We start from the raw sequence: 20,771 nt of genomic DNA on the forward strand, positions 1-20,771 counted from the left end.
CCGTACGGGCGAATTGGAAGAAGGCGGGGGGCATCCGGGAAGATGGCTCCATGAGCGCCCAGATTCTCGATGGCAAGGCCACCGCAGCCGCGATCAAGTCCGATCTGACCGTCCGTGTGGCGGCCCTCAGGGAGAAGGGCGTCACGCCCGGACTCGGCACCGTCCTCGTCGGCGACGACCCGGCCAGCCAGAAGTACGTGGCCGGAAAGCACCGCGACTGCGCGGAGGTCGGCATCGCCTCCATCCAGCGCACGCTGCCGGGCACCGCCACGCAGGAGGAGATCGAGGCGGTCGTGCGGGAGCTCAACGAGGACCCCGCCTGCACCGGCTACATCGTGCAGCTCCCGCTGCCCAAGGGCATCGACGAGAACCGCGTCCTGGAGCTGATGGACCCGGAGAAGGACGCGGACGGGCTGCACCCGACCAACCTCGGCCGCCTGGTGCTCAACGAGCCCGCCCCGCTGCCCTGCACGCCCAACGGCGTCATCACCCTGCTGCGCCGCCACGGCGTGGAGATCAACGGCGCCGAGGTCGTGGTCGTCGGGCGCGGCGTCACCATCGGGCGTTCGATGCCGCTGCTGCTCACCCGCCGCTCCGAGAACGCGACCGTGACCCAGTGCCACACCGGCACCCGGGACCTCGCGGCGCACCTGCGGGGCGCCGACATCGTCGTCGCGGCGGCCGGCGTCCCGCACCTGATCAAGCCCGAGGACATCAAGCCGGGCGCGGCCGTCCTCGACGTCGGCGTCTCGCGCAACGCCGAGGGGAAGATCGTCGGCGACGTGCACCCGGGCGTCGCCGAGGTCGCCGCCTGGATCTCCCCGAACCCGGGCGGCGTGGGCCCGATGACCCGCGCCCAGCTCCTCGTCAACGTCGTCGAGGCCGCCGAGCGCGCGGCCGCGGCGCTCTGACGTGATCTCGGGGAGCCTCCGGATGCGACGCGGACCGCGCAGGCGGCCGCCCACCGTCACCACCGACACCGCGCGTCCCGAAGGCGGCGGACGGGCCGCGCCCGGCGCCGCCCCGGCGCCCGCGCGCCAGTGGCCGCTGCTCACGGTCCTCTCCGTCGCCGGGGCCGGACTGCTCGTGGTGGCCGCGGACGTGTTCCCGCACTCCTTCCGGGTGGGGACGATCCTGGTCGGGACCGCGCTCCTGCTCGGCGCCGTGATGCGGCGGACGGTGCCGTCCGTGGGCATGCTGGCGGTCCGGTCCCGCTTCACGGACATGATCACGTACGGGGTGATGGGCGCCCTGATCGTGCTGCTCGCGCTCATGGTGCAGCCCGGTCCCTGGCTGCGGATCCCGTTCCTGGAGGACGTGCTCCACCTGACGGTGACGTAGGAACCGGCCCCGTCCGGCCCCGTCCGTCGACGAGCGCGGCGCCCGCCCTCTCCCCCGTGGGAGGGCGGGCGCCGTCGCGATCAAGGGTCATGTACGTACCAACGCCGGTTCAAGGCCCGTCGGCGCGCTGTGGCACGGAAGTGACCATTCCGCCACCTCTTCCCCTTCGCGGGGACGCGCCGCCCCCGGAACTGCCATCCTTCGACGTGGCGGACGGGAGCAGGGGCGAGGGGGGCCGCGCATGCCTGGCTGGAAGACGCTTCCTGACGAACTCGACCCGGAGGTCCGCGCGTTCACCGAGCGTATCCGCCGGCTGATCGACCGCAGCGGCCTCGGCGTGACGGCCGTCGCCGAACGCACCGGCCGTGAACGGGCCTTGTGAGACGCGTACTTGGGTGCCCGCCGCCCGCTGCCGCGCGGCGCGGTGCTCGCCCTCGCGGAGGCGACCGGCGCGGACCCGTCCGACCTCACGATCCGGTGGGAACGGACGCGGGGGCGGCACGGGGTGGTACGGGGCGGAGGTTCCGGCAGTGGTGCTTCCGGCGGTGGCGCTTCCGAAGTCCCGGCCCCCGCGCCCCGGTCGGCGGCCCCCGAGGGCGAGCACCGCAGCCCGGTCCCCGAGGGCGAGCACCGCGTCGCGGCCCCCGAGGGCGAGCACCGCAGCCCGGTCCCCGAGGGCGAGCACCGCGTCCCGGCCCCCGAGGACGAAACCCACGTCCCGGCCCCCGTGCCCCCGCCTCCCCCCGGGCACGGCACCCGCACCCGCCGCGCCACCGTCCTCCTCCACGCCGCCGGGATCCTCGGCGCCCTGCTCGTCGTCACCGCCGCCCTGCTCCTCGTCGACCTGGGCGGCGGCGACGCGCCGGACGGGACCGCCGACGGGCGTGCGACCGCACCGCCCACCACCCCCACTCCCAGCCCCCCGCCCCGTACCGCCCTCCCCGCGGGGGTGAAATGCTCCAGGGCCGACTGCGCCGGGCGGGACCCCGAGGCCATGGGGTGCGGCGGGCCCCTCGCCGTCACCGTCGCACGCGCCCGCGTGGGCGCCGCCGGCGTCGAGGTCCGCCACAGCGCCGCCTGTTCGGCCTCCTGGGCCCGGATCACCGGCGCCGCCCCCGGCGACACCGTCTCCGTCGAGGTCGCGGGCGCGACCGAACGCGCCACCGTCCCCGAGGACGCCGACACGGCGGCGACCGGGACCGACGCGTACACCCTGATGCTCGCCCTCGTCCCGGGGACGGCCGCGCGCGCCTGCGGCACCCTCGCGGACGGCGCCGGGGCCTGTACGGCGGGCCTGTAGGAGGGCCCGCGCGGACGGGTGGCAGTGAGCCGGACCACAAGGGGGTGGGGATTCAGGAGGGCCCGGGTCGGATAGCCTGACCGCTGGATATCTCTTCACGTCGAGACACCGATCGATCAAGAGGGCTATCCCGCACCAGGGGCAGGGACCCCCACCGCCAGCTGTCTTACGGAGATCGCCATGACCCGCACTCCCGTGAATGTCACCGTGACCGGCGCGGCCGGCCAGATCGGCTACGCGCTGCTCTTCCGCATCGCCTCCGGCCACCTGCTCGGCGCGGACGTGCCGGTCAAGCTGCGCCTCCTCGAGATCCCGCAGGGCGTCAAGGCCGCCGAGGGCACCGCCATGGAGCTCGACGACTGCGCGTTCCCGCTGCTCAAGGGCATCGACATCTTCGACGACCCGAACCAGGGCTTCGAGGGCGCCAACGTCGCGCTGCTCGTCGGCGCCCGCCCCCGCACCAAGGGCATGGAGCGCGGCGACCTGCTCGCGGCCAACGGCGGCATCTTCAAGCCGCAGGGCAAGGCCATCAACGACCACGCCGCGGACGACATCAAGGTCCTCGTCGTCGGCAACCCGGCCAACACCAACGCCCTGATCGCCCAGGCCGCCGCCCCGGACGTCCCGGCCGAGCGCTTCACCGCGATGACCCGCCTGGACCACAACCGCGCGCTGTCGCAGCTGGCGCAGAAGACCGGCGCGTCCGTCGAGGACATCAAGCGCCTCACCATCTGGGGCAACCACTCCGCGACCCAGTACCCGGACATCTTCCACGCGGAGATCGCCGGCAAGAACGCCGCCGAGGTCGTCGCCGACCAGGCGTGGCTGGCCGACACCTTCATCCCGACCGTCGCCAAGCGCGGCGCCGCCATCATCGAGGCCCGTGGCGCGTCCTCCGCCGCCTCCGCCGCGAACGCCGCCATCGACCACGTCCACACCTGGGTCAACGGCACCGCCGAGGGCGACTGGACCTCCATGGGCATCCCGTCGGACGGCTCCTACGGCGTCCCCGAGGGCCTCATCTCCTCCTTCCCCGTCACCACCAAGGACGGCAGGTACGAGATCGTCCAGGGCCTGGAGATCAACGACTTCTCCCGCGCCCGCATCGACGCCTCCGTGCAGGAGCTCGCCGAGGAGCGCGACGCGGTCCGCGAGCTCGGCCTCATCTGAGCCCGTTCCTCGCGCACTTCCGGCGCCCCCGGCCCGTACGACCGACCGTACGGACCGGGGGCGCCGGTCTTCCCGCAGGGTCCCCGCCCCGGTTCTCCCCCGATCTTTCCCCCGACAGGCCGCCCCTGCCTCCCCTATGCTGTGCCACCGGCTCCCGGTCCACTTCACGGGAGCGGAAGGCAGTTGCACACCATCGGGGGAGCCTTGGCGCAGTCGTTCGTACCCCAGCAGCCCGGACAGCCACCCGGCGTCCCGCCGTCCGGCACCCCGCCCCACGGCACCGCCCCGCCGCCCGGCATCCACCCGGCCACCAGCGAGGCGACCCGGCTGCTCTGCGCCGGCGCGTACCTCGACGACGGCTTCCGCGACGCGGTCATCGACCAGCTCTACGTCCACGAGGAGCGCTTCGCCGCACCCTCCCTCGGCTACGACGCGAGCCGCGTCCTCGCCCACGCGCTGCGCGCCCGCCGCGTCGAACTCGGCTGGGCCGCGGGCATCCTGGCGCTCTGGATCATCGCGTTCCCGCTCACCAAGGGGCTCGTGCTCCTCCTCGTCGTGCCCTTCCTGATGCTCGGGATCGCCCGCTGGGTCCGCGGCCGGGCCGCCACCGCCGCCACCCCGGTCTACCGCCTCGTGCCCGCCTTCCTCCTGCGCTGGTACGGGCGGCTCATGCTCCTCCAGGGCGCGCTGTTCCTCCTCTTCCTCGCCGTCGGCGACGAGGAGGAGCGCTGGGAGATCCTCGGCGACCTCTCCGAGGCGGGCGAGTTCCTCGGCGCCCTGTCGCAGCTGGCCGCCGAGGAGGTGTGGGGCGTCGGCAGGCTGGAGGCGTGGATCACCGTCGCCGTGCCGCTGCTCGTCGCCTGGGCGGTGGCCGTCCAGCGCGGCCAGTTCGCCCGCGCGCTCACCCAGGAGCTCTCCAAGGAGCGCTTTCCCGACCAGCGCGCCGACCCGGCCGAGCAGGCCGAGGGCGCCCGCTCCCGCCGGCTGCGCGACCGCATCCGGATCGAGCAGCACGCGCGGCTGATCATGTACGGCGCCGACGACCCGTTCTGCGGCGCAGGCGAACCGTACGAGCCCTGGTCGCTCTCCATCGAGCTGCGCCCCCGCGAGAACCTCGACGGCAGGGCGCCCGAACCGCTCGACAACAGCGCCATCATGCGGCACGTCGTCCCGCTCGTGGAGGCGCTGCGCGTGCCCTCCCCGCACGGCTCGCCGCAGATCCAGGCGGCCGTACGGGACCGGCTGCGCGACCTGGAGATCGACGAGGTCGTCTTCCTGCCCGTCGACGGCCTCCCGGCCCGCACCGCCGCCCCGTACACCCCGGAGGGATTCGAGGCGCACCGCTCGGGCTCCATCGAGGAGGGCGGCGAGACCCGCCGCCACTTCCTCCGCATCCGGGTCGGCGGCTGGGGCGAGGAGATCGTCACCACCGTCTTCGTCCGCGTCCACACGCAGGGCGGCATGCTGATGCTGGAGGTCGCCCCGCACGTCCTGCGGCCGGTGAAGCCGCTCTACCGGTACGCCGACCGGATCGCCCACCGCTACCGGCACAACCACCACTTCGGCAAGGCCGTCTGGGCCCTCGGCCAGACCCCGCGCTCCGCCGGGCAGGCCGTCGTCACCCTCTGGCGCTCGCTCGGCCACGCCTGGCGGCTGCTCACCGCGGGCCACGCCCACGCCCTGCCCGAGGGCCCCGAGGCCTCGGTCCGCGAGCTCGGCTCCGACGACGACGCCTCGCTGTTCCAGGAGATGGACGTCAGCCGCTATCTGAAGAGCGTCCAGGACCGGGTCGCGAACGGCGTGACGGTCGCGCTCCGCGAAGCCGGCTACGAGACCGCCGAGTTCGAGCAGAAGATCGTCCACGTCGCCGAGGGCGGCACCTTCATCGAGAACACCAGGGGCAACGTCACCCTCGGCAACAACAACACCGTCACCAACAAGACCTTCACCACCTCGACGCCCGGAGGCAACCGTGGCTGACACCGACAACACCTCGCGCCGCGACGGCATCCAGGTCTCCAACACCGGCGGCAACGTCACCATCGGCGACCACAACACCGTCACCCACACCGTGCACGGCGCCCAGCCGTCCCGCGATCCCCTCCAGGAGGAGCTGCTCCAGGCGATCCGCCGTCTGCGCGGCGACCTGGGAGGCGTCGTCGCCTCCGAGCAGACGACCGCCCTGGACGCCGAACTCTCCGACGCCGAGGACGAGATCGAGGGCACCGGCCGCGCGGACGCCGGCCGCCTCGCCCGCCTCCGCCGCGCCCTCACGGACGCCGGCGCCGTGACCGGCATCCTCGCCTCGGGCGTGGCCGTGGGGCAGGCCGTCGGCGCCCTCCTCGGAGGATGAGATGAGCGGGTACGGGGGCGGCGGGGCCCGCTGGAACGACGAGACGCAGAGCTGGGAGACGGGCGCCCCGGCCGCCGGGCCCGCCCCCGGCACCGGACCCGCCGGCGGCAGCGGCCCGCTCCTCCCCCCGCTGCCGCCGCCTCCGCCGCCGTCCGCGCCGCCCGCGCCGTTCGCACCCGCGCACGGACCGGGGTACGCGCCGGAGCACGGGCCCCGGTACGTACCGGAGACGGGCGAATGGCAGTACGCGCCGCCCCCGCCCCCGCCCCGCTCCTCCCGGCGGACGGCGGTCGCGGCCGGGGTGGCCGTGGCCGTCCTGGCGGCGGGCTCCGCCGGCGGCTGGCTGCTCTGGGGCGGGGACGGGCAGAAGGACCCGGCGGCGGGTCCGCCGGGTTCGGTGTCGGCCCCGGCCCCGGAGGAGACGACGGAGACGACGGAGACGCCCTCCGGGACGCCGAGCTCCTCCGGCACCCCCACGGACGGCACGCCCCCGCCCGGCTACCGGACGGTGAAGGACCTCAAGAGCTTCACGCTCGCGATACCCGAGGACTGGCACCGCACCGAGAACGACCAGGGCGTCTTCTACAACGCGCCGGACGGCCGGAGCCTCCTCCAGGTCTTCGTGGTCACCGAGACGGGCCTGACGCCGTACGAGGCCCTGCGCGGCACCTCGCAGGACGGGAAGGCCACCAAGCCCGGGTACGAGGAGATCAGCCTCGGACGGGTCGCCGGCGAACCGGACGCCCCGGACGACGCCGTCGAGCTGGTGTACGCGTACGACCGCGAGGGGGGCCGCCGCAAGGTGGTCGACCGGGCGTTCACGGCGGCGGACGGCAACCACTACGCGATCCTGGCGGCGGGCCCGGAGGAGGACTGGCCGAAGCAGCGCGAAGTGCTCCGGGTGGCCCTGGAGTTCTTCGAGCCCGGCCCGTACTGACCCCCGGCCCGGCGCTCAGCGCCCCGTCCCCTCCTCGACCCAGGAAGGATCGGCGAGGAGGGCCCGGAGCTCCTCGACGAGCCGCGCCGAGTGGAACCCGTCCGCGGCGGCGTGGTGCACCTGGAGGGCGAGGGGCAGCAGGACCCGGCCCTCCCGCTCGGCGTACCGGCCGAGCGTGAAGATCGGCGCGAGGTGGTCCCAGCCGCCGATGTTCAGGTTGAACCCGGTGAAGGACGTCCACGGCAGGCTCGACACGTCGAACGCGTTGGGCGGCGGCGGCCCCTGCGGGAAGAAGTCGGTGGCGCGGGCGTGCTCCGCGAGCAGGGGCGCGGCCGCGTCGTGGAACGCGCCGAAGTCGGGGTCGTGGGGCGTCCACACGCACGCGAACGTCTCGCGCTCCGGGTTGAGGACCGTGAAGGCCGGGTGCACGACGGGCCAGACGGCCGGCTCGCCCGACGCGGTGAGGCACATCCTGAACTCGTCGTGGCGGTTGACGACGGTGGAGAGCGCCCAGACCTGCGCGAGGTAGGTCTTGCGCGGGGACCGGCGCAGCGCGGCGGCGAACGCGGTGACGTCGAGCTCCACCGTCATCGCGTACGTGCACGGGACGGCCCGGCGGTAGTGCTCGAAGTGCTGCCGGCGCGGCCATGCGTCCAGGTCGATCGGGAGGGGAACGTCCATCGGCCCATCATCCCCACCGCCGTGATCGCCTCAAGTCATTATCGGGGGAGGGGATAGGGTCCCTCCCCGTGAGGAACGAGGCGAACGACCCGAAGGACCCCGACGAGGTGAACGCCCCGGAGCTCCGGACGGACGACCGGCCCGTCCTCGGATCCGACCTCCACCTGGAGCTCCGGGGGACGCGGCTGCGCGCGGGCCTCGTGGAGGCCCTGCGGGAGGCGGTGCGCGGCGGGCGCCTGGCGGCGGGGACCCGGCTGCCGTCCTCCCGCTCGCTCGCCGCCGACCTCGGCACGGCCCGCAACACGGTCGCGGACGCGTACGCCGAGCTGGTCGCCGAGGGCTGGCTGACCGCCCGGCAGGGCTCGGGCACCCGGGTGGCCCGCCGCGCGGACCCCGGGGACCGACCGCACCGCCCCCTCGCCTCCCTCCCCGTCCCGGCCGCTCCCTCGTACAACCTCGTGACGGGCGCCCCCGACCTGGCGTCGTTCCCCCGCGCCCACTGGCTCCGGGCGTACCGGCGGGCGCTCACCGCCGCGCCCGACGAGGCCTTCGGGTACGGGGACCCGCGCGGCCGGGCCGAACTGCGCGCCGCGCTCGCCGAGTACCTGGCCCGCGCGCGGGGCGTGCACGCCCGGCCCGAACGGATCGTGGTCTGCGCCGGGTTCGCGCACGGGCTGACGCTGCTCGCCCGGGCGCTGCGGGAGCGCGGCGTACGGGACGCGGCCGTGGAGCCGTACGGCCTGGAACTCCACGCGGGCATCCTGGCGGGGGCGGGCCTGGGCACTCCGGTCCTCCCCACCGACGGGCGGGGCACGGACGTCGGCGCGCTGGGGGACCTCGCGGACTGCGGGGCGGCCCTCATGACGGCGGCGCACCAGTTCCCGCTGGGCGGTGCGCTGCCCCCGGACCGGCGGACGGCGGTCGTCGACTGGGCGCGGGCCTCGGGCGGTGTCGTCCTGGAGGACGACTACGACGGGGAGTTCCGCTACGACGGGAAGTCCGTGGGGGCCCTCCAGGGCCTCGACCCCGAGCGGGTCGTGTACCTCGGCACCGCGAGCAAGTCCCTCGCGCCCGGCCTGCGCCTGGCGTGGATGGTCCTGCCGGAGGAGCTGGTGGACGGGGTGGTGGCGAGGGGGTCCGTGCACGGGGCGCCGAGCGCGCCGGACCAGCTCGCGTTCGCGGAGTTCCTGGGCTCGGGGGCGTACGACCGGCACGTACGGGCGATGCGGCTGCGCTACCGGCGCCGCCGCGACCAGCTCGTGGCGGCGGTGGCCGCGTACGCGCCGGCCACCCGGGTCGGCGGCATCGCGGCCGGCCTGCACGCCGTCCTGACCCTCCCGCCCGGCACCGAGGAGACGACCCTGCGCACCGCCGCCCGCCACGGCCTCGCGGTCGAGGGCCTCTCCCCCTACCGCCGCCCCACCGCACCCCCACCCCCGGCAGGCCTCGTCGTCGGCTACGCCACCCCGTCGGACAGCGCGTGGCCGGGCGCGCTGGAGGCGTTGTGCCGGGTACTGCCGTCCTGAGGACCGGCGGGCGCCTGGTGGGCGGCCGGGCGGGGCCCTCGGCACCTGCTGGAGGTCTGGGCCCCTGCACCGGCTCTCCGGGCGCAGACCTGGGGGACCACGGCCGCGGCCTGCTCGGGGCAGGCGTACACCGTGACTCCCTGCCCGCTCCGATGCTCGTGGTACCCCACCTCCACGGGGACGTCGGTCCACCGTCCGCAACGGCAGGACACCGAGCATGGCGAGGGCGACGGCGCTCACGGATCAGGTCGAGTTCGGCGTAGCGGTTCCATGCCGCGTGGAAACCGTTGTGGAACGGCGACGTGTCGACGCCCGAGTCCTGCCACCGGGCCAGGCGCTCAGGGGCCGGCCGGAAGGTGTGGGCGGGATGCCCCGCCGTGAGTTCGGACGAGTCGGCGCGCAGTGCGGCCAGTGCGTCGAGTGCTCGCGCGCCGACGACGCTTTCGTTGGGTGCCAGGGGAGCTACGAGGGGGAGTTCCCCTCGATGAGCTGCCGGTGGGCTTCCTGCGTCCCCCGCGGCAGCGAGTCCGGGTCGAACCACTGCGCCTCCAAGATCTCGAAACCGTCGATGACCAGGTCGCCTCCGACGAGGATCGCCTCGTAGGCGACTTCCACGCGGAGTCGGTAACCGCTCTTCACGTGCACCAGGCGACCGGGCTCGACGTCGAGCCCGGTCTCCTCCTTGACCTCCCGCACCACGGTCCGCGGGAACTCCTCGCCCTTGACCGCGTAGCCGGTGGGCAGTCCCCACGGACGCTCCGGAGGCCACATCCGGTGCTTGAGGAGGAGGACTCGGCCCTCGTCGTCACGGACGACCCCCGTGACGCCCACCATGAACTTCGCGTGGACGAACCACAGGACACGCCATTGCAGGGGGCCTCGGATGAGCCGCCACAGCCGGGCGACAACTCTTTTCATGAATGCGCCTTTCTCTGGGCCGGGACGCACCGGGAGTGCGCCCACGGCGGTTGCAACCCCACGGTTCTGCGGACGGTCACGCTCGAGAACCCCGCCACATCACCCAAGGGCGCTCGACGATCTCGGCGTAACTGGTGTGCTCGGGATGCCCGCGCAGATGCTCGAACGGCCACGCCTGCGCTTCCCCGGGGTCGGTGACCGGCTCGCTCTCGGCGCCGCACTCGGTGTCGTCGTCGTGGAGCGTCAGGCACCGGAACCGGTGCGTGGTCGGCGGGGCGTCGTCTTCCCGGTCGGGCCGCAGGGTCCAGTCGACCAGAGCGAAGACCCGGCTCACGGCGCCGCACCCCGACTTCTTCCACCGGCCGGGGCGGACCCCTTCATGGTCATCTTCGGCGGGTCGTGCGGATGGTTCCGGATCTCCACCGCGCAGTCCACGGCGGCGGACTCGTCGTGCTGCGGACCTCTGCGCATGTAGTGGTCGAACCAGCTCGCCAAGTACGCGCACGGGGTGCATCCGGGGGCCGGTTCGGGGCGCGGGCGTAACTCGTGGTCCGCCGAGAGCATGAGCGGCACCGCGCCGAGAAGGCCCTGTCCTCCGGTCACGCCCCCACCACCCGTACGGGAGTGGTCATGAGACGGATGCGCGCCCATTCGGCTTCGGTGGGCCGGCGCACCTGCTCGGGCGACGCGGCCCACTCGGCGCCGCCGCCCGGAGGGTGGAGGTACACGTTCCCCTCGGAGTGGCGCGTCACCCGGCCGAGCCGGGGTGGGCTCGAACCGGTATCGACCGCATAGCACTTCGCGGTCGGCTTCCACTGGTCGTCCGACACGTCTCACCGTCCCTCACGTCGTCGTGATGACACAGAGCGTCTCGTTTTGCACGCAGAGTGACTAGGGGCATTCCTAGGGGCAAGTCGGCCCCGGACACGGACTGTTCACACCTCCGGGGCGAAAGTAGGGGCAAGATGTCCACATGAGCGTTGGGCCCTTGATCCGAGACCTGCGCACAGCCCGAGGATGGTCTCAGGGGCGGCTCGCGCAGCAGATCAACGAAGCGTTCCGGACGAATGTCGATCGGGAGTACGTCAGTCGGTGGGAGCGTTCGAAGGTGAGGCCGGGCGGGTTCTACCTTCGATGTCTGTCCGCGGTTCTGGACGTACCCCTGGCTGTCCTTGAGGGTGAGATGAAGCGTCGTACCTTCCTGTCGGACGTGGCTGCCACGGCCATAGCCCCGATCGTGGCGTCGGACCTGCTGGCGGCCGGTTTCGGGGCCCGGCTGCACGGTGGACCGACGATCGACGACTGGGAGCAGAAGCTCGCCACGTACGGCACCGAGTACATGAGCCTGGGTGCGGCGGACATCCAGCGTCGCGTGTCCGGCGAGCTCGTCGTCGTGCAGCAGCAACTCGAGCATCCGCGACTCTGGTCGGTCGGAGCCAGGCTGATGACGTTGTACGCGAAGACGTTTCCAGGTGCCGACGGCAGCCGCGCGGTCAACTGGTACCGGCTTGCGGCAGAGGCCGCCGACCGGTCGGGCGACGACCAGGCCCGGGTGTGGGTGCGGGGGCGCGCCGCGATCGCGCTCGGATACGAGGGGGCGTCCCTCGGGATGGCGGACCTGTTCGCCGATCAGGCCATGGGGATCAGCGACAAACCCTCCCTCGGGCTCCTGAACGCGACCATGGGCAAGGCGCACGCGGCGGCTCTCCGCGGAGACCGGGACACGGCTCGACACCTCATGGACCAGGGGCGGCGCATCTTCGACTCCGCGGGGTCGTACGAGGAGACCTCGGACTACGCGGTGCCGTGGTGGCGCATGAACGTCTTCATGTCCCTCCTCGCGGCGCGCCTCGGAGACGAGGGCACGGCCGTCGGCGCGCAGGAAGCCGCCCGCCGGGAACTGCCCGAGTCCCTTCCGAGGTTCGCCACCCACCTCGAAATGCACCGGGGGCTGATGATCGCCCGCTCCGGCGACCGGGCCGGCGGAGTCGCGTACGCCCGCGCGGCGCTCGACGCCCTGCCCCCGGAGAAGCACTCGCTGACCCTGCGCCTGCTGATGTCCGAAGTGCGGTCCGCGTAGCGACGCCGTACTCGCCGAGAGGTGGTGAGCGGCCGTCTGCCCGGGATCGCAAGGTCATGAAGGGCGTGTGCTCGGCGAGCATGAGCCTGCGGAAGGTCGCGCGGATGCGTAACAGGACGCTGTGGCACGGTGGTTCGGTCGCGGACACGGGTGCTCCCGCGTCCCCATAGGGCCGCAGTCCCGCGTACCCCCCTCAGCGCTCCCGGTCCCTGCAACGCGCCGGCAGCAGGACCGCCCCCGGCGGCAGTTCGTCCGGATGTCGGTCGGGTATCCGCAGGCACGCCTCGGGGGAGTCGTCCTCGGGCGGGTACTCCAGGGTGAGGCCGTTCAGTGCGGTGGCGTTCCCGCCGTGGTGCAGCTCCGCCGATCGCGCGCCCTCCGGGAAGCGGCCGGTCAGGGTGCCGAAGGCCGCCGTGTCGTCACCGTCGGCGGCGCACTCGCGGATCTCGAAGCGCCAGTGCGCGGCCGCGTCGGCCAGCAGCGACCTGCCCGTCCCGCCCAGGCCGGTGAGGAAGTCGGCGTGGGCGCGCAGGTGGTGGGCGAGGGCACAGCAGAGGGGGGCCTCGGTGCCATCGGGCTCCGTCACCCGCTCGTACCCGGCGTGCGGTGGGAACCACAGGGCCTCGTCGAGCAGGACGAGCGCGGTGTCCCTCGCCGCCGGGTGGCCCCGCCGGGCGATGTCCAGGAGCAGCGGAGCGGCGATCGCGGCCGCCGGGAACACCGAGCCGCTGTGGTCGTGGACGATCCCGCCACAGCCGAGCAGCGACCCGGCCTCCGCCGCGCGCACCAGGTTCGACGCCCCGGAGAGGACCCGCAGGCCGGGGGCGACGCGCTCCGGCTCGTACCACCCGGGAGGGCCCGGTACCGCGCCCCAGTCCACCGCTTCGATCCGCTCCAGCACGGCCGGATCATCGCACGCGGCCGCTCCCTGTCCGGGCTGGTGCGAGCGCCCGGTCTCCGCCGGGCCCGGACCCTGGCACGCGGCTGCTCCCTCCCTACCCGCGCCCGCCCACACGCCCCGCCTCTGCCCCCGCCCCCGGCTCCGGCGCCTCCCCGAACCGCGCCAGGGTCAGGGAGCCCGCCACCGCCACCGCGAAGCCGGTGACCGCGAGCCAGCCGAGGCCGGTGCGGGTCGTGTCGCCGAGCCAGGCCACGCCGACCACCGCGGGGCCGATCGTCTCGCCGAGCACCATGCCCGCCGTCGCCGTCGTCACCGAGCCCCGCTGGAGCGCCGAGGTCAGGAGCAGGAACGCCGCCCCGCCGCCCGCCAGGAGGGCGTACAGGGCCGGGTTCGCAAGGTCGAAGCCGTCGATCAGGCGGACCGCCACCTCCACCACCCCGAAGCCGAACCCCGATCCCAGGCCGAGGACGAGCGCGCGCGGGCGGTCCGGCAGCCGGCCGGCCGCCGCGCCGAGCAGCAGGATCCCGGCCACGACGGCCAGGAGCGCCCAGTCCAGGGCCTCCGGGCCCGCCCGGTGGCCCTCCCGGCCCGAGGCGAGGGCCAGCATCGCGAGCCCCGCGCAGACCACGGCCACGGCCGTCCGCTCCACCCGGCTCAGCCGCACCCGGAGCACCCGCGAGGCGACGACCGCCGTCACCGCCAGGCTCGCCGCGAGGGCCGCGCCCACCACGTAGATGGGCAGCGTCCGCAGGGCCACGACCTGGAGGACGAACCCCAGCCCGTCGAGGCAGAGACCGGCGAGATATCGCCACTGCCGCACCGCCCGCCACATCAGCGCCACATCGACCCCGCTGCCCGAGCCCGGCTCCGCGGCACGGGCCGCCACCGCCTGGAGGACGGAGGCCGTGCCGTAGCAGATGGCTGAAGCAAACGCACAAATCATCCCGAGAAGCACGAAACGACTCTAGGTCCTGCGGGCGGAAAGAACCGGACTGGACTGGTGGTCGCGGCATGTGTGACCGTGAGCGGCGCGGCCGTGAGGATCGCGACCGCGAAGGGGGAGGGTGACAGACATGCGGAGGCTGAGGTCGAGCACGGTGGTGCTCGGCGGGATGGGCCTGCTGGCGATGACGATCACGGCCTGTGGTTCCGAACCGGACAAGCGGTGCGTGGACCGGCTGACCCGGGAGCAGCTGCCCCGCTACGAGTGCGACGGCGGCGGGAGCGGTGGCAGCAGCAGTGGCACCGGCACCACTCCCCGCGGCTCCTACTACTACGGCGGCTCCGTCAGCGACCAGAAGGTCAGCGGCGGCAGCTTCGACAAGACCGCCGTCGACAGCGGCGGCTTCGGCTGCTCCCGCACCGGCGGCGGCTGAGGCGGCCGGGGCATGGAACGCCACACCATCGAACCCCGCCCGGACTGGCAGCGGACGGTCGAGGCGCAGGGGGTCGTCTACCCCCTGACCCGCTACCCGGACGGTTCGCTGCGCCCGTACTGGGACGAGAGCGCGTACTACTCCTTCTCCCTGCCCGAGGTCGAGGCGCTGGAGGAGGTCGTCGAGGAGCTGCACGAGATGTCCCTCGCGGCGGCCGCGCACATCGTCGATAAGGAACGTTTCGCGGAGCTCGGCGTCACCGATCCCCGGCTGGCCGGACTCATCGCCGAGTCCTGGCGGCGGCGCGACGAACTCCCCTCGATCTACGGCCGGTTCGACTTCCGCTACGACGGCACCGGGCCGGCCAGGATGCTGGAGTACAACGCCGACACCCCGACCTCCCTCGTGGAGGCCGCGAGCGCCCAGTGGTTCTGGATGGAGGAGCGGTTCCCCGGCGCCGACCAGTGGAACTCCCTCCACGAGCGGCTCGTCGACGCCTGGAAGCGGCAGGCCCACCTGCTGCCGCCCGGCCCCGTGCACTTCGTCCACTCGGAGGGCGACGAGCTCGGCGAGGACCTGATGACGGTCGCGTACCTGCGCGAGACCGCCCAGCAGGCCGGCCTGGAGACCGAGGCGCTCTCCGTCGAGCAGATCGGCTGGGACCGGCTCTCGGGCCGCTTCGTCGACGACCGGCTCCGCTTCCTCCGCAGCTGCTTCAAGCTCTACCCGTGGGAGTGGCTGACCACCGACCGCTTCGGCCCGCACGTCCTGGACACCCTCGACAACGGCGGCGGCACCGGCTCCACCTGCTGGATCGAGCCCGCCTGGAAGATGCTGCTCTCCAACAAGGCGCTGCTCGCGATCCTGTGGGAGCTGTACCCGGGCCACCCCAACCTGCTGCCCGCCTACCTCGACGGACCGCGCGAACTCGCCACCACCACCGGCTGGGCCGCCAAACCGCTGCTCGGCCGCGAGGGCGAGGGCGTCACCCTGCACGAGGCCGGTACGGAGCCCTTCGTACGGGACGGGGAGCCCTCCTGCTACCAGGGACTCGCCCCGCTGCCCGACTTCGACGGCAACCGGGTGGTCCTCGGCGCGTGGGTCGTCGAGGGCGAGGCGGCGGGCCTCGGCATCCGGGAGTCGGCGGGGCCCGTCACCGACGAGTACGCCCGCTTCCTCCCGCACGTGATCCTCTGACGGCACGTGAACCCGTGACCGTGGATGTTTCTGCGGCGGTCATGCCTTGAGGATCCGGACCGCCGGTCCGCACAGCAGCGTCAGGTCCTCGGGATCGGACGTCAGCACGGTGACGGGAGCCCGGGCGGCGCGGGCGACGGCGGCGAGAACGGCGTCGATCGCGTACTTGTGACCGTGCAGCCGGTGTTCGCGGAGGAGGCGGGCCGCCTCGTCCGAGACCTCCCTGGTGACGGGGTGGACGTCGATCCGCGACAGGACCCATTGGACCCGGGCCGGATGGACGCGGTCGTGGTCGGCCTCCAGGCGTGTCATCACCGTGGTGGCGACGCGCACGCCCTCCTCCGTGGCGGCCTGGACGAAGGCGAGGACCGCGCGGTCCTTGAGGTACAGCTTGGAAAGGCCTTCGCCGTCCAGGAGCAGGGTGCCGGGCATCAGGCGGCGACCCCGCCCGCCGGCCCGTCCTGGGCCGCGTCGTGGCGCAGAGCGGCCCGGGCGGCCTCGACCTCGGCGCGGGTCAGCGGATCGTGGTCGGTCTCGAAGTCGGTGACGATCTCACGCAGCCGCTCCATCGCCAGGCGTTGCTCCAAGGCCTCCGCGACGTACGCGGAGAAGCCGCCCGGTCCGACCTGGGCGCGCACGGTCTCGGCGAGTTCCTCGGGCAGACTGATCGAGTACTTCTTGCTACCGCTCATGCTGCCAATGCTACCGTCGGTATGAAAGCGCTGTGAGCGGTTTGCGGAGACCGGCCGCCGGGACGCGGCGTCCCTGTGTGCGCCTCGTCGCCCCGTCCCGGAACCGGACGCCCCCTCAGCCCGCCAGCACCCCCCGCAACTGCTCCAGCCCCCAGTCCAGGTCCTCCTTCGAGATGACCAGCGGCGGGGCGATGCGGATCGTCGAGCCGTGGGTGTCCTTCACCAGGACCCCCCGGTCGAGCAGCCGCTCCGAGATCTCCCGGCCCGTGCCCTTCGACGGGACGATGTCCACGCCCGCCCACAGCCCGCGCCCCCGCACCGCCTCCACCGCGCCGCCGCCCACCAGGAGCCCCAGCTCCGCGTGGAGGTGGTCGCCCAGCTCCGCCGCCCGCTCCTGGTACTCGCCCGTCCGCAGCATCGCGACCACCTCCAGGGCCACCGCGCAGGCCAGCGGGTTCCCGCCGAAGGTCGACCCGTGCTCGCCCGGCCGGAAGACCCCGAGCACGTCCCGGTCGGCCACCACCGCCGACACCGGCACCACCCCGCCGCCCAGCGCCTTCCCGAGCAGGTACACGTCCGGCACCACGCCCTCGTGGTCGCACGCGAACGTCTTCCCCGTGCGCCCGAGCCCCGACTGGATCTCGTCCGCCACGAACAGCACGTTCCGCCGCCGGGTCAGCTCCCGCACCCCCGGCAGATAGCCGGCCGGCGGCACCAGGACCCCCGCCTCGCCCTGGATCGGCTCCAGGAGCACCGCCACCGTGTTCTCCGTGACCGCCGCCTCCAGGGCCGTCAGGTCCCCGTACGGCACGATCTCGAACCCCGGCGTGTACGGCCCGAAGCGGTCCCGCGCCTCGTGGTCCGTGGAGAAGCTCACGACCGTCGTCGTCCGGCCGTGGAAGTTGTTCGCCGCCACCACGATCTTCGCGTGCCCGTCCGGCACGCCCTTCACCTCGTACCCCCACTTCCGGGCCGTCTTCACGGCCGTCTCCACCGCCTCCGCCCCCGTGTTCATCGGCAGCACCGCCTCCTTGCCGCACAGCTCCGCGAGCCGCGCGCAGAAGTCGGCGAACCGGTCGTGGTGGAAGGCCCGCGAGGTCAGCGTCACCCGCTCCAGCTGGGCCTTCGCCGCGTCGATCAGACGCCGGTTGCCGTGGCCGAAGTTGAGCGCCGAGTACCCGGCGAGCAGATCGAGGTACCGGCGCCCCTCGACGTCGGTCATCCAGGCGCCGTCCGCCGAGGCGACGACGACCGGAAGGGGGTGGTAGTTGTGGGCGCTGTGCGCCTCCGCGGAAGCGATCGCGTCTTCTGTCCTCGACACGGGATCTCCGTTCGTCCTGCGGCCCGGGGTGGATGTGCCCCCTTTTCCTATCGTCGCTCGCATACCGGACGGGGAAACCTCCGACACGGCCGGACCGCTACGCTGACGGCACGCACGGCGACTGGCGTACGGGGAAGCGACCCCGGGGGAGCCGTGCGCGGCAGACCACACGAGGCGCCGCCCGCCTGGGCGTCCCGGGACCGAAGTCCCGCGTGGCGCCGCGCCTCACGCAGTGCCCCGGGACCCCGCCCACGCCCGGAGGACACCACCGTGACCACCACCGCCGTTGGAACGACCACCACCGCCCACCCCGCCCTCGCCGCCGCCGACCCCGAACTCGCCGCCCTCGTCGGCGCCGAGGAGCGGCTCCAGGCCGACACCCTGCGCCTCATCCCCAGCGAGAACTACGTCTCCGCCGCCGTCCTCGAAGCCTCCGGCACCGTCCTCCAGAACAAGTACAGCGAGGGCTACCCCGGCCGCCGCTACTACGAGGGCCAGCAGAACATCGACCGGGTCGAGGCCCTCGCCGTCGAGCGCGCCAAGGCCCTCTTCGGCGTCGACCACGCCAACGTCCAGCCCTACTCCGGCTCCCCGGCCAACCTCGCCGTCTACCTCGCCTTCGCCGAGCCCGGCGACACCGTCATGGGCATGGCCCTGCCCATGGGCGGCCACCTCACCCACGGCTGGGGCGTCTCCGCCACCGGCTCGTGGTTCCGGGGCGTCCAGTACGGCGTGCGCGCGGACACCGGCCGCGTCGACCTCGACGAGGTCCGCGAACTCGCCCTCGAGGAGCGCCCGAAGGTCATCTTCTGCGGCGGCACCGCCCTGCCCCGCACCATCGACTTCGCCGCCTTCGGCGAGATCGCCCGCGAGGCCGGCGCCGTCCTCGTCGCCGACGTCGCCCACATCGCGGGCCTGATCGCGGGCGGCGCCCACCCCTCCCCGGCCGGCCACGTGGACGTGATCTCCACAACCACCCACAAGACCCTGCGCGGCCCGCGCGGCGCCATGCTCATGGCCCGCGAGGAGCACGCCAGGGCCCTCGACCGGGCCGTCTTCCCCGGCCTCCAGGGCGGCCCGCACAACCAGACCACCGCCGCCATCGCCGTCGCCCTGCGCGAGGCCGCCCAGCCCTCCTTCCGCACCTACGCCCACGCCGTCGTCGCCAACGCGAAGGCCCTCGCCGAGGCGCTCCTCGCCCGCGGCTTCGACCTGGTCTCCGGCGGCACCGACAACCACCTGATCCTCATGGACCTCACCTCCCGGCAGGTCCCCGGCAAGATCGCCGCCAAGGCCCTCGACCGGGCCGGGATCGTCGTCAACCACAACACCGTCCCCTTCGACCCCCGGAAGCCCTTCGACCCCTCCGGCATCCGCATCGGCACCCCCGCCCTCACCTCCCGCGGCCTCGGCACCGAGCACATGGCGTCGGTCGCGGACTGGATCGACCGCGGCGTCACGGCCGCCGGCCGGGGCGACGAGGACGCCCTTGCCGCGATCCGCGCCGAGGTCGCCGGCCTGATGGCCGCCTTCCCGGCCCCGGGCCTGCCGGTCTGACGGCCGCGTTCCTCGCCCCGGGCCCGCCGGTCTGACGGCAGCCTTTCCCGCCCCGGGCCCGCCCGTCCGATCCGGCGACCGCCGGAGAGGGGGCGCGGACCGTCGCGCGCACTGTGTTCCTGGTCTCATCCGCCACGGACCACGGCCGCCGCGACCGGAGCCGCGCCCCCGCGCGCGTACCCCTGACACACCGACCGGCGGGACCTGACACACCGGCCGGCGGGGGCCCGCCGCACCGGCCGGACGGGACCCGCCCCACCGGCCGGGCGGCGCCCGTCGCACCGGTCGGGCGGGGACCCGTCCCGCACCTGAGAGAATGATGTGCATGGCCTTTGACAGTCCCCGTGTGCTCTCCGGAATCCAGCCCACCGCCGGCTCGTTCCACCTCGGCAACTACCTCGGCGCCGTCCGTCAGTGGGTCGCCCTCCAGGAGACGCACGACGCCTTCTACATGGTCGTGGACCTGCACGCGATCACGGTCCCGCAGGACCCGGCCGAGCTGCGCGCCAACACCCGGCTCGCCGCCGCCCAGCTCCTCGCCGCCGGCCTCGACCCGGAGCGCTGCACCCTCTTCGTCCAGAGCCACGTCCCCGAGCACGCCCAGCTCGGCTGGGTCATGAACTGCCTCACCGGCTTCGGCGAGGCCTCCCGCATGACCCAGTTCAAGGACAAGTCCGCCAAGCAGGGCGCCGACCGCGCCACCGTCGGCCTCTTCACGTACCCGATCCTCCAGGTCGCGGACATCCTGCTCTACCAGGCGAACGAGGTCCCGGTCGGTGAGGACCAGCGCCAGCACATCGAGCTGACCCGCGACCTCGCGGAGCGGTTCAACGGGCGCTTCGGCGAGACCTTCACGATCCCCTCGCCGCACATCCTGAAGGAGACGGGGAAGATCTACGACCTCCAGGACCCGTCGATCAAGATGAGCAAGTCGGCCTCCACGCCGAAGGGCCTCATCAACCTCCTGGACGACCCCAAGGTCACCGCGAAGAAGGTCAAGAGCGCCGTCACCGACACCGACACGGTGATCCGCTTCGACCCGGAGAACAAGGCCGGCGTCTCCAACCTCCTCGGCATCCTCTCCACCCTCACCGGGAAGAGCGTCCCCGACCTGGAGAGGGACTACGAGGGCAAGATGTACGGCGCGCTCAAGACGGACCTCGCCGAGGTGATGGTGGACTTCGTCACGCCGTTCCGGACCCGCACCCAGGAATACCTGGACGACCCGGAGACGTTGGACTCCGTCCTGGCCAAGGGCGCGGAGAAGGCCCGCGCGGTCGCCGCCGAGACCCTGGCACAGACGTACGAGCGGATGGGTCTCCTGCCCGCCAAGCACTGAGTCCTGGGACCCTGGCCACGAGGGTGGTGCAGGCCGCACACTGGCGGCTGCACCACCCGTACGCCCACCCGCACGCGCGACG

General features: G+C 73.5%; 23 protein-coding genes and 1 pseudogene. 14 read left to right on the forward strand and 10 right to left on the reverse strand.

Annotated features, from left to right (window positions below; genetic code table 11):
• Positions 1-50: 50 nt before the first annotated feature.
• From AB0398_RS00800 to AB0398_RS00835, 8 genes and pseudogenes are all read left to right on the forward strand, one after another.
• The gene (locus tag AB0398_RS00800) at positions 51-911 is read left to right on the forward strand and encodes a bifunctional methylenetetrahydrofolate dehydrogenase/methenyltetrahydrofolate cyclohydrolase (RefSeq protein ID WP_366371156.1); all 861 of its coding nucleotides are present in this window, start codon (positions 51-53) and stop codon (positions 909-911) included.
• A gap of 40 nt (positions 912-951) precedes the next feature.
• Positions 952-1,341: pseudogene (locus AB0398_RS00805) on the forward strand (DUF3017 domain-containing protein); the annotation flags it as partial.
• 241 nt (positions 1,342-1,582) lie between these two features.
• Positions 1,583-1,723, forward strand: coding sequence for a hypothetical protein (locus AB0398_RS00810; RefSeq protein WP_366371158.1), 141 nt, complete (start codon positions 1,583-1,585; stop codon positions 1,721-1,723).
• 9 nt (positions 1,724-1,732) lie between these two features.
• Positions 1,733-2,641 (forward strand): DUF2690 domain-containing protein, encoded by a 909-nt coding sequence (locus tag AB0398_RS00815; protein WP_366371159.1) that lies wholly within the window; start codon positions 1,733-1,735, stop codon positions 2,639-2,641.
• A 180-nt stretch (positions 2,642-2,821) separates the two neighbouring features.
• Positions 2,822-3,811 (forward strand): malate dehydrogenase, encoded by a 990-nt coding sequence (locus AB0398_RS00820; RefSeq protein ID WP_366371161.1) that lies wholly within the window; start codon positions 2,822-2,824, stop codon positions 3,809-3,811.
• A gap of 204 nt (positions 3,812-4,015) precedes the next feature.
• Entirely contained in the window at positions 4,016-5,791 is a 1,776-nt protein-coding gene (locus AB0398_RS00825; RefSeq protein WP_366371163.1) for a hypothetical protein, read from the forward strand.
• On the forward strand, positions 5,784-6,164 hold the full coding sequence (locus AB0398_RS00830) for a hypothetical protein (protein ID WP_366371165.1): 381 nt from the start codon (positions 5,784-5,786) through the stop codon (positions 6,162-6,164). Before AB0398_RS00825 ends, AB0398_RS00830 begins: the two co-directional genes overlap by 8 nt.
• 1 nt (position 6,165) lies before the next feature.
• Positions 6,166-7,101: a serine/arginine repetitive matrix protein 2 gene (locus AB0398_RS00835; protein WP_366371166.1), complete on the forward strand. Its 936-nt coding sequence runs from the start codon at positions 6,166-6,168 to the stop codon at positions 7,099-7,101.
• A gap of 15 nt (positions 7,102-7,116) precedes the next feature.
• Here the strand turns inward: AB0398_RS00835 and AB0398_RS00840 are convergent, their stop codons facing one another.
• Positions 7,117-7,782: a chloramphenicol acetyltransferase gene (locus AB0398_RS00840; protein ID WP_366371168.1), complete on the reverse strand. Its 666-nt coding sequence runs from the start codon at positions 7,780-7,782 to the stop codon at positions 7,117-7,119.
• A gap of 107 nt (positions 7,783-7,889) precedes the next feature.
• Between AB0398_RS00840 and AB0398_RS00845 the strand changes: the two genes are divergently transcribed.
• Positions 7,890-9,308, forward strand: a complete 1,419-nt coding sequence (locus AB0398_RS00845) for a PLP-dependent aminotransferase family protein (RefSeq protein WP_366372321.1) — start codon at positions 7,890-7,892, stop codon at positions 9,306-9,308.
• Positions 9,309-9,770: 462 nt separating this feature from the next.
• Here the strand turns inward: AB0398_RS00845 and AB0398_RS00850 are convergent, their stop codons facing one another.
• From AB0398_RS00850 to AB0398_RS00865, 4 genes are all read right to left on the reverse strand, one after another.
• Complete coding sequence (locus AB0398_RS00850) at positions 9,771-10,226, reverse strand: NUDIX domain-containing protein (RefSeq protein ID WP_366371171.1); 456 nt, start codon at positions 10,224-10,226, stop codon at positions 9,771-9,773.
• Positions 10,227-10,302: 76 nt separating this feature from the next.
• Complete coding sequence (locus AB0398_RS00855; protein WP_366371172.1) at positions 10,303-10,560, reverse strand: hypothetical protein; 258 nt, start codon at positions 10,558-10,560, stop codon at positions 10,303-10,305.
• Positions 10,557-10,829 carry a hypothetical protein gene (locus AB0398_RS00860; RefSeq protein ID WP_366371173.1) on the reverse strand — a complete coding sequence of 91 codons (273 nt, stop codon included), beginning with the start codon at positions 10,827-10,829 and terminating at the stop codon, positions 10,557-10,559. The genes AB0398_RS00855 and AB0398_RS00860 overlap by 4 nt, the downstream gene beginning before the upstream one ends.
• Entirely contained in the window at positions 10,826-11,056 is a 231-nt protein-coding gene (locus AB0398_RS00865; protein ID WP_366371175.1) for a hypothetical protein, read from the reverse strand. Before AB0398_RS00865 ends, AB0398_RS00860 begins: the two co-directional genes overlap by 4 nt.
• A gap of 143 nt (positions 11,057-11,199) precedes the next feature.
• Between AB0398_RS00865 and AB0398_RS00870 the strand changes: the two genes are divergently transcribed.
• The gene (locus AB0398_RS00870; RefSeq protein ID WP_366371177.1) at positions 11,200-12,306 is read left to right on the forward strand and encodes a helix-turn-helix transcriptional regulator; all 1,107 of its coding nucleotides are present in this window, start codon (positions 11,200-11,202) and stop codon (positions 12,304-12,306) included.
• A gap of 193 nt (positions 12,307-12,499) precedes the next feature.
• Here AB0398_RS00870 and AB0398_RS00875 read toward each other — a convergent pair whose 3' ends face one another.
• Together AB0398_RS00875 and AB0398_RS00880 are read right to left on the reverse strand one after the other, a co-directional pair.
• Positions 12,500-13,207, reverse strand: a complete 708-nt coding sequence (locus tag AB0398_RS00875) for a hypothetical protein (protein WP_366371179.1) — start codon at positions 13,205-13,207, stop codon at positions 12,500-12,502.
• A gap of 94 nt (positions 13,208-13,301) precedes the next feature.
• Positions 13,302-14,150: a hypothetical protein gene (locus AB0398_RS00880; protein WP_366372322.1), complete on the reverse strand. Its 849-nt coding sequence runs from the start codon at positions 14,148-14,150 to the stop codon at positions 13,302-13,304.
• Between the two features lie 130 nt (positions 14,151-14,280).
• Between AB0398_RS00880 and AB0398_RS00885 the strand changes: the two genes are divergently transcribed.
• Both AB0398_RS00885 and AB0398_RS00890 read left to right on the forward strand, forming a co-directional pair.
• On the forward strand, positions 14,281-14,583 hold the full coding sequence (locus AB0398_RS00885) for a hypothetical protein (RefSeq protein WP_366371180.1): 303 nt from the start codon (positions 14,281-14,283) through the stop codon (positions 14,581-14,583).
• A 12-nt stretch (positions 14,584-14,595) separates the two neighbouring features.
• Positions 14,596-15,780 carry a glutathionylspermidine synthase family protein gene (locus AB0398_RS00890; protein ID WP_366371182.1) on the forward strand — a complete coding sequence of 395 codons (1,185 nt, stop codon included), beginning with the start codon at positions 14,596-14,598 and terminating at the stop codon, positions 15,778-15,780.
• A gap of 39 nt (positions 15,781-15,819) precedes the next feature.
• Here the strand turns inward: AB0398_RS00890 and AB0398_RS00895 are convergent, their stop codons facing one another.
• From AB0398_RS00895 to rocD, 3 genes are all read right to left on the reverse strand, one after another.
• Entirely contained in the window at positions 15,820-16,212 is a 393-nt protein-coding gene (locus AB0398_RS00895) for a PIN domain-containing protein (RefSeq protein WP_366371184.1), read from the reverse strand.
• Positions 16,212-16,472, reverse strand: coding sequence for a hypothetical protein (locus tag AB0398_RS00900; RefSeq protein WP_366371186.1), 261 nt, complete (start codon positions 16,470-16,472; stop codon positions 16,212-16,214). The genes AB0398_RS00895 and AB0398_RS00900 overlap by 1 nt, the downstream gene beginning before the upstream one ends.
• A 115-nt stretch (positions 16,473-16,587) precedes the next feature.
• Positions 16,588-17,793: an ornithine--oxo-acid transaminase gene (gene rocD / locus AB0398_RS00905; RefSeq protein ID WP_366371188.1), complete on the reverse strand. Its 1,206-nt coding sequence runs from the start codon at positions 17,791-17,793 to the stop codon at positions 16,588-16,590.
• Positions 17,794-18,063: 270 nt separating this feature from the next.
• On the opposite strand from rocD, the gene glyA reads away from it, so the two are divergent.
• Together glyA and trpS are read left to right on the forward strand one after the other, a co-directional pair.
• Positions 18,064-19,350: a serine hydroxymethyltransferase gene (glyA, locus tag AB0398_RS00910; protein WP_366371190.1), complete on the forward strand. Its 1,287-nt coding sequence runs from the start codon at positions 18,064-18,066 to the stop codon at positions 19,348-19,350.
• 325 nt (positions 19,351-19,675) lie between these two features.
• Positions 19,676-20,689: a tryptophan--tRNA ligase gene (gene trpS, locus AB0398_RS00915; protein ID WP_366371192.1), complete on the forward strand. Its 1,014-nt coding sequence runs from the start codon at positions 19,676-19,678 to the stop codon at positions 20,687-20,689.
• Positions 20,690-20,771: the final 82 nt, after the last annotated feature.

It is taken from the genome of Streptomyces sp. NPDC086147 (assembly GCF_040702165.1).
Classification (GTDB): Bacteria; Actinomycetota; Actinomycetes; order Streptomycetales; family Streptomycetaceae; genus Streptomyces.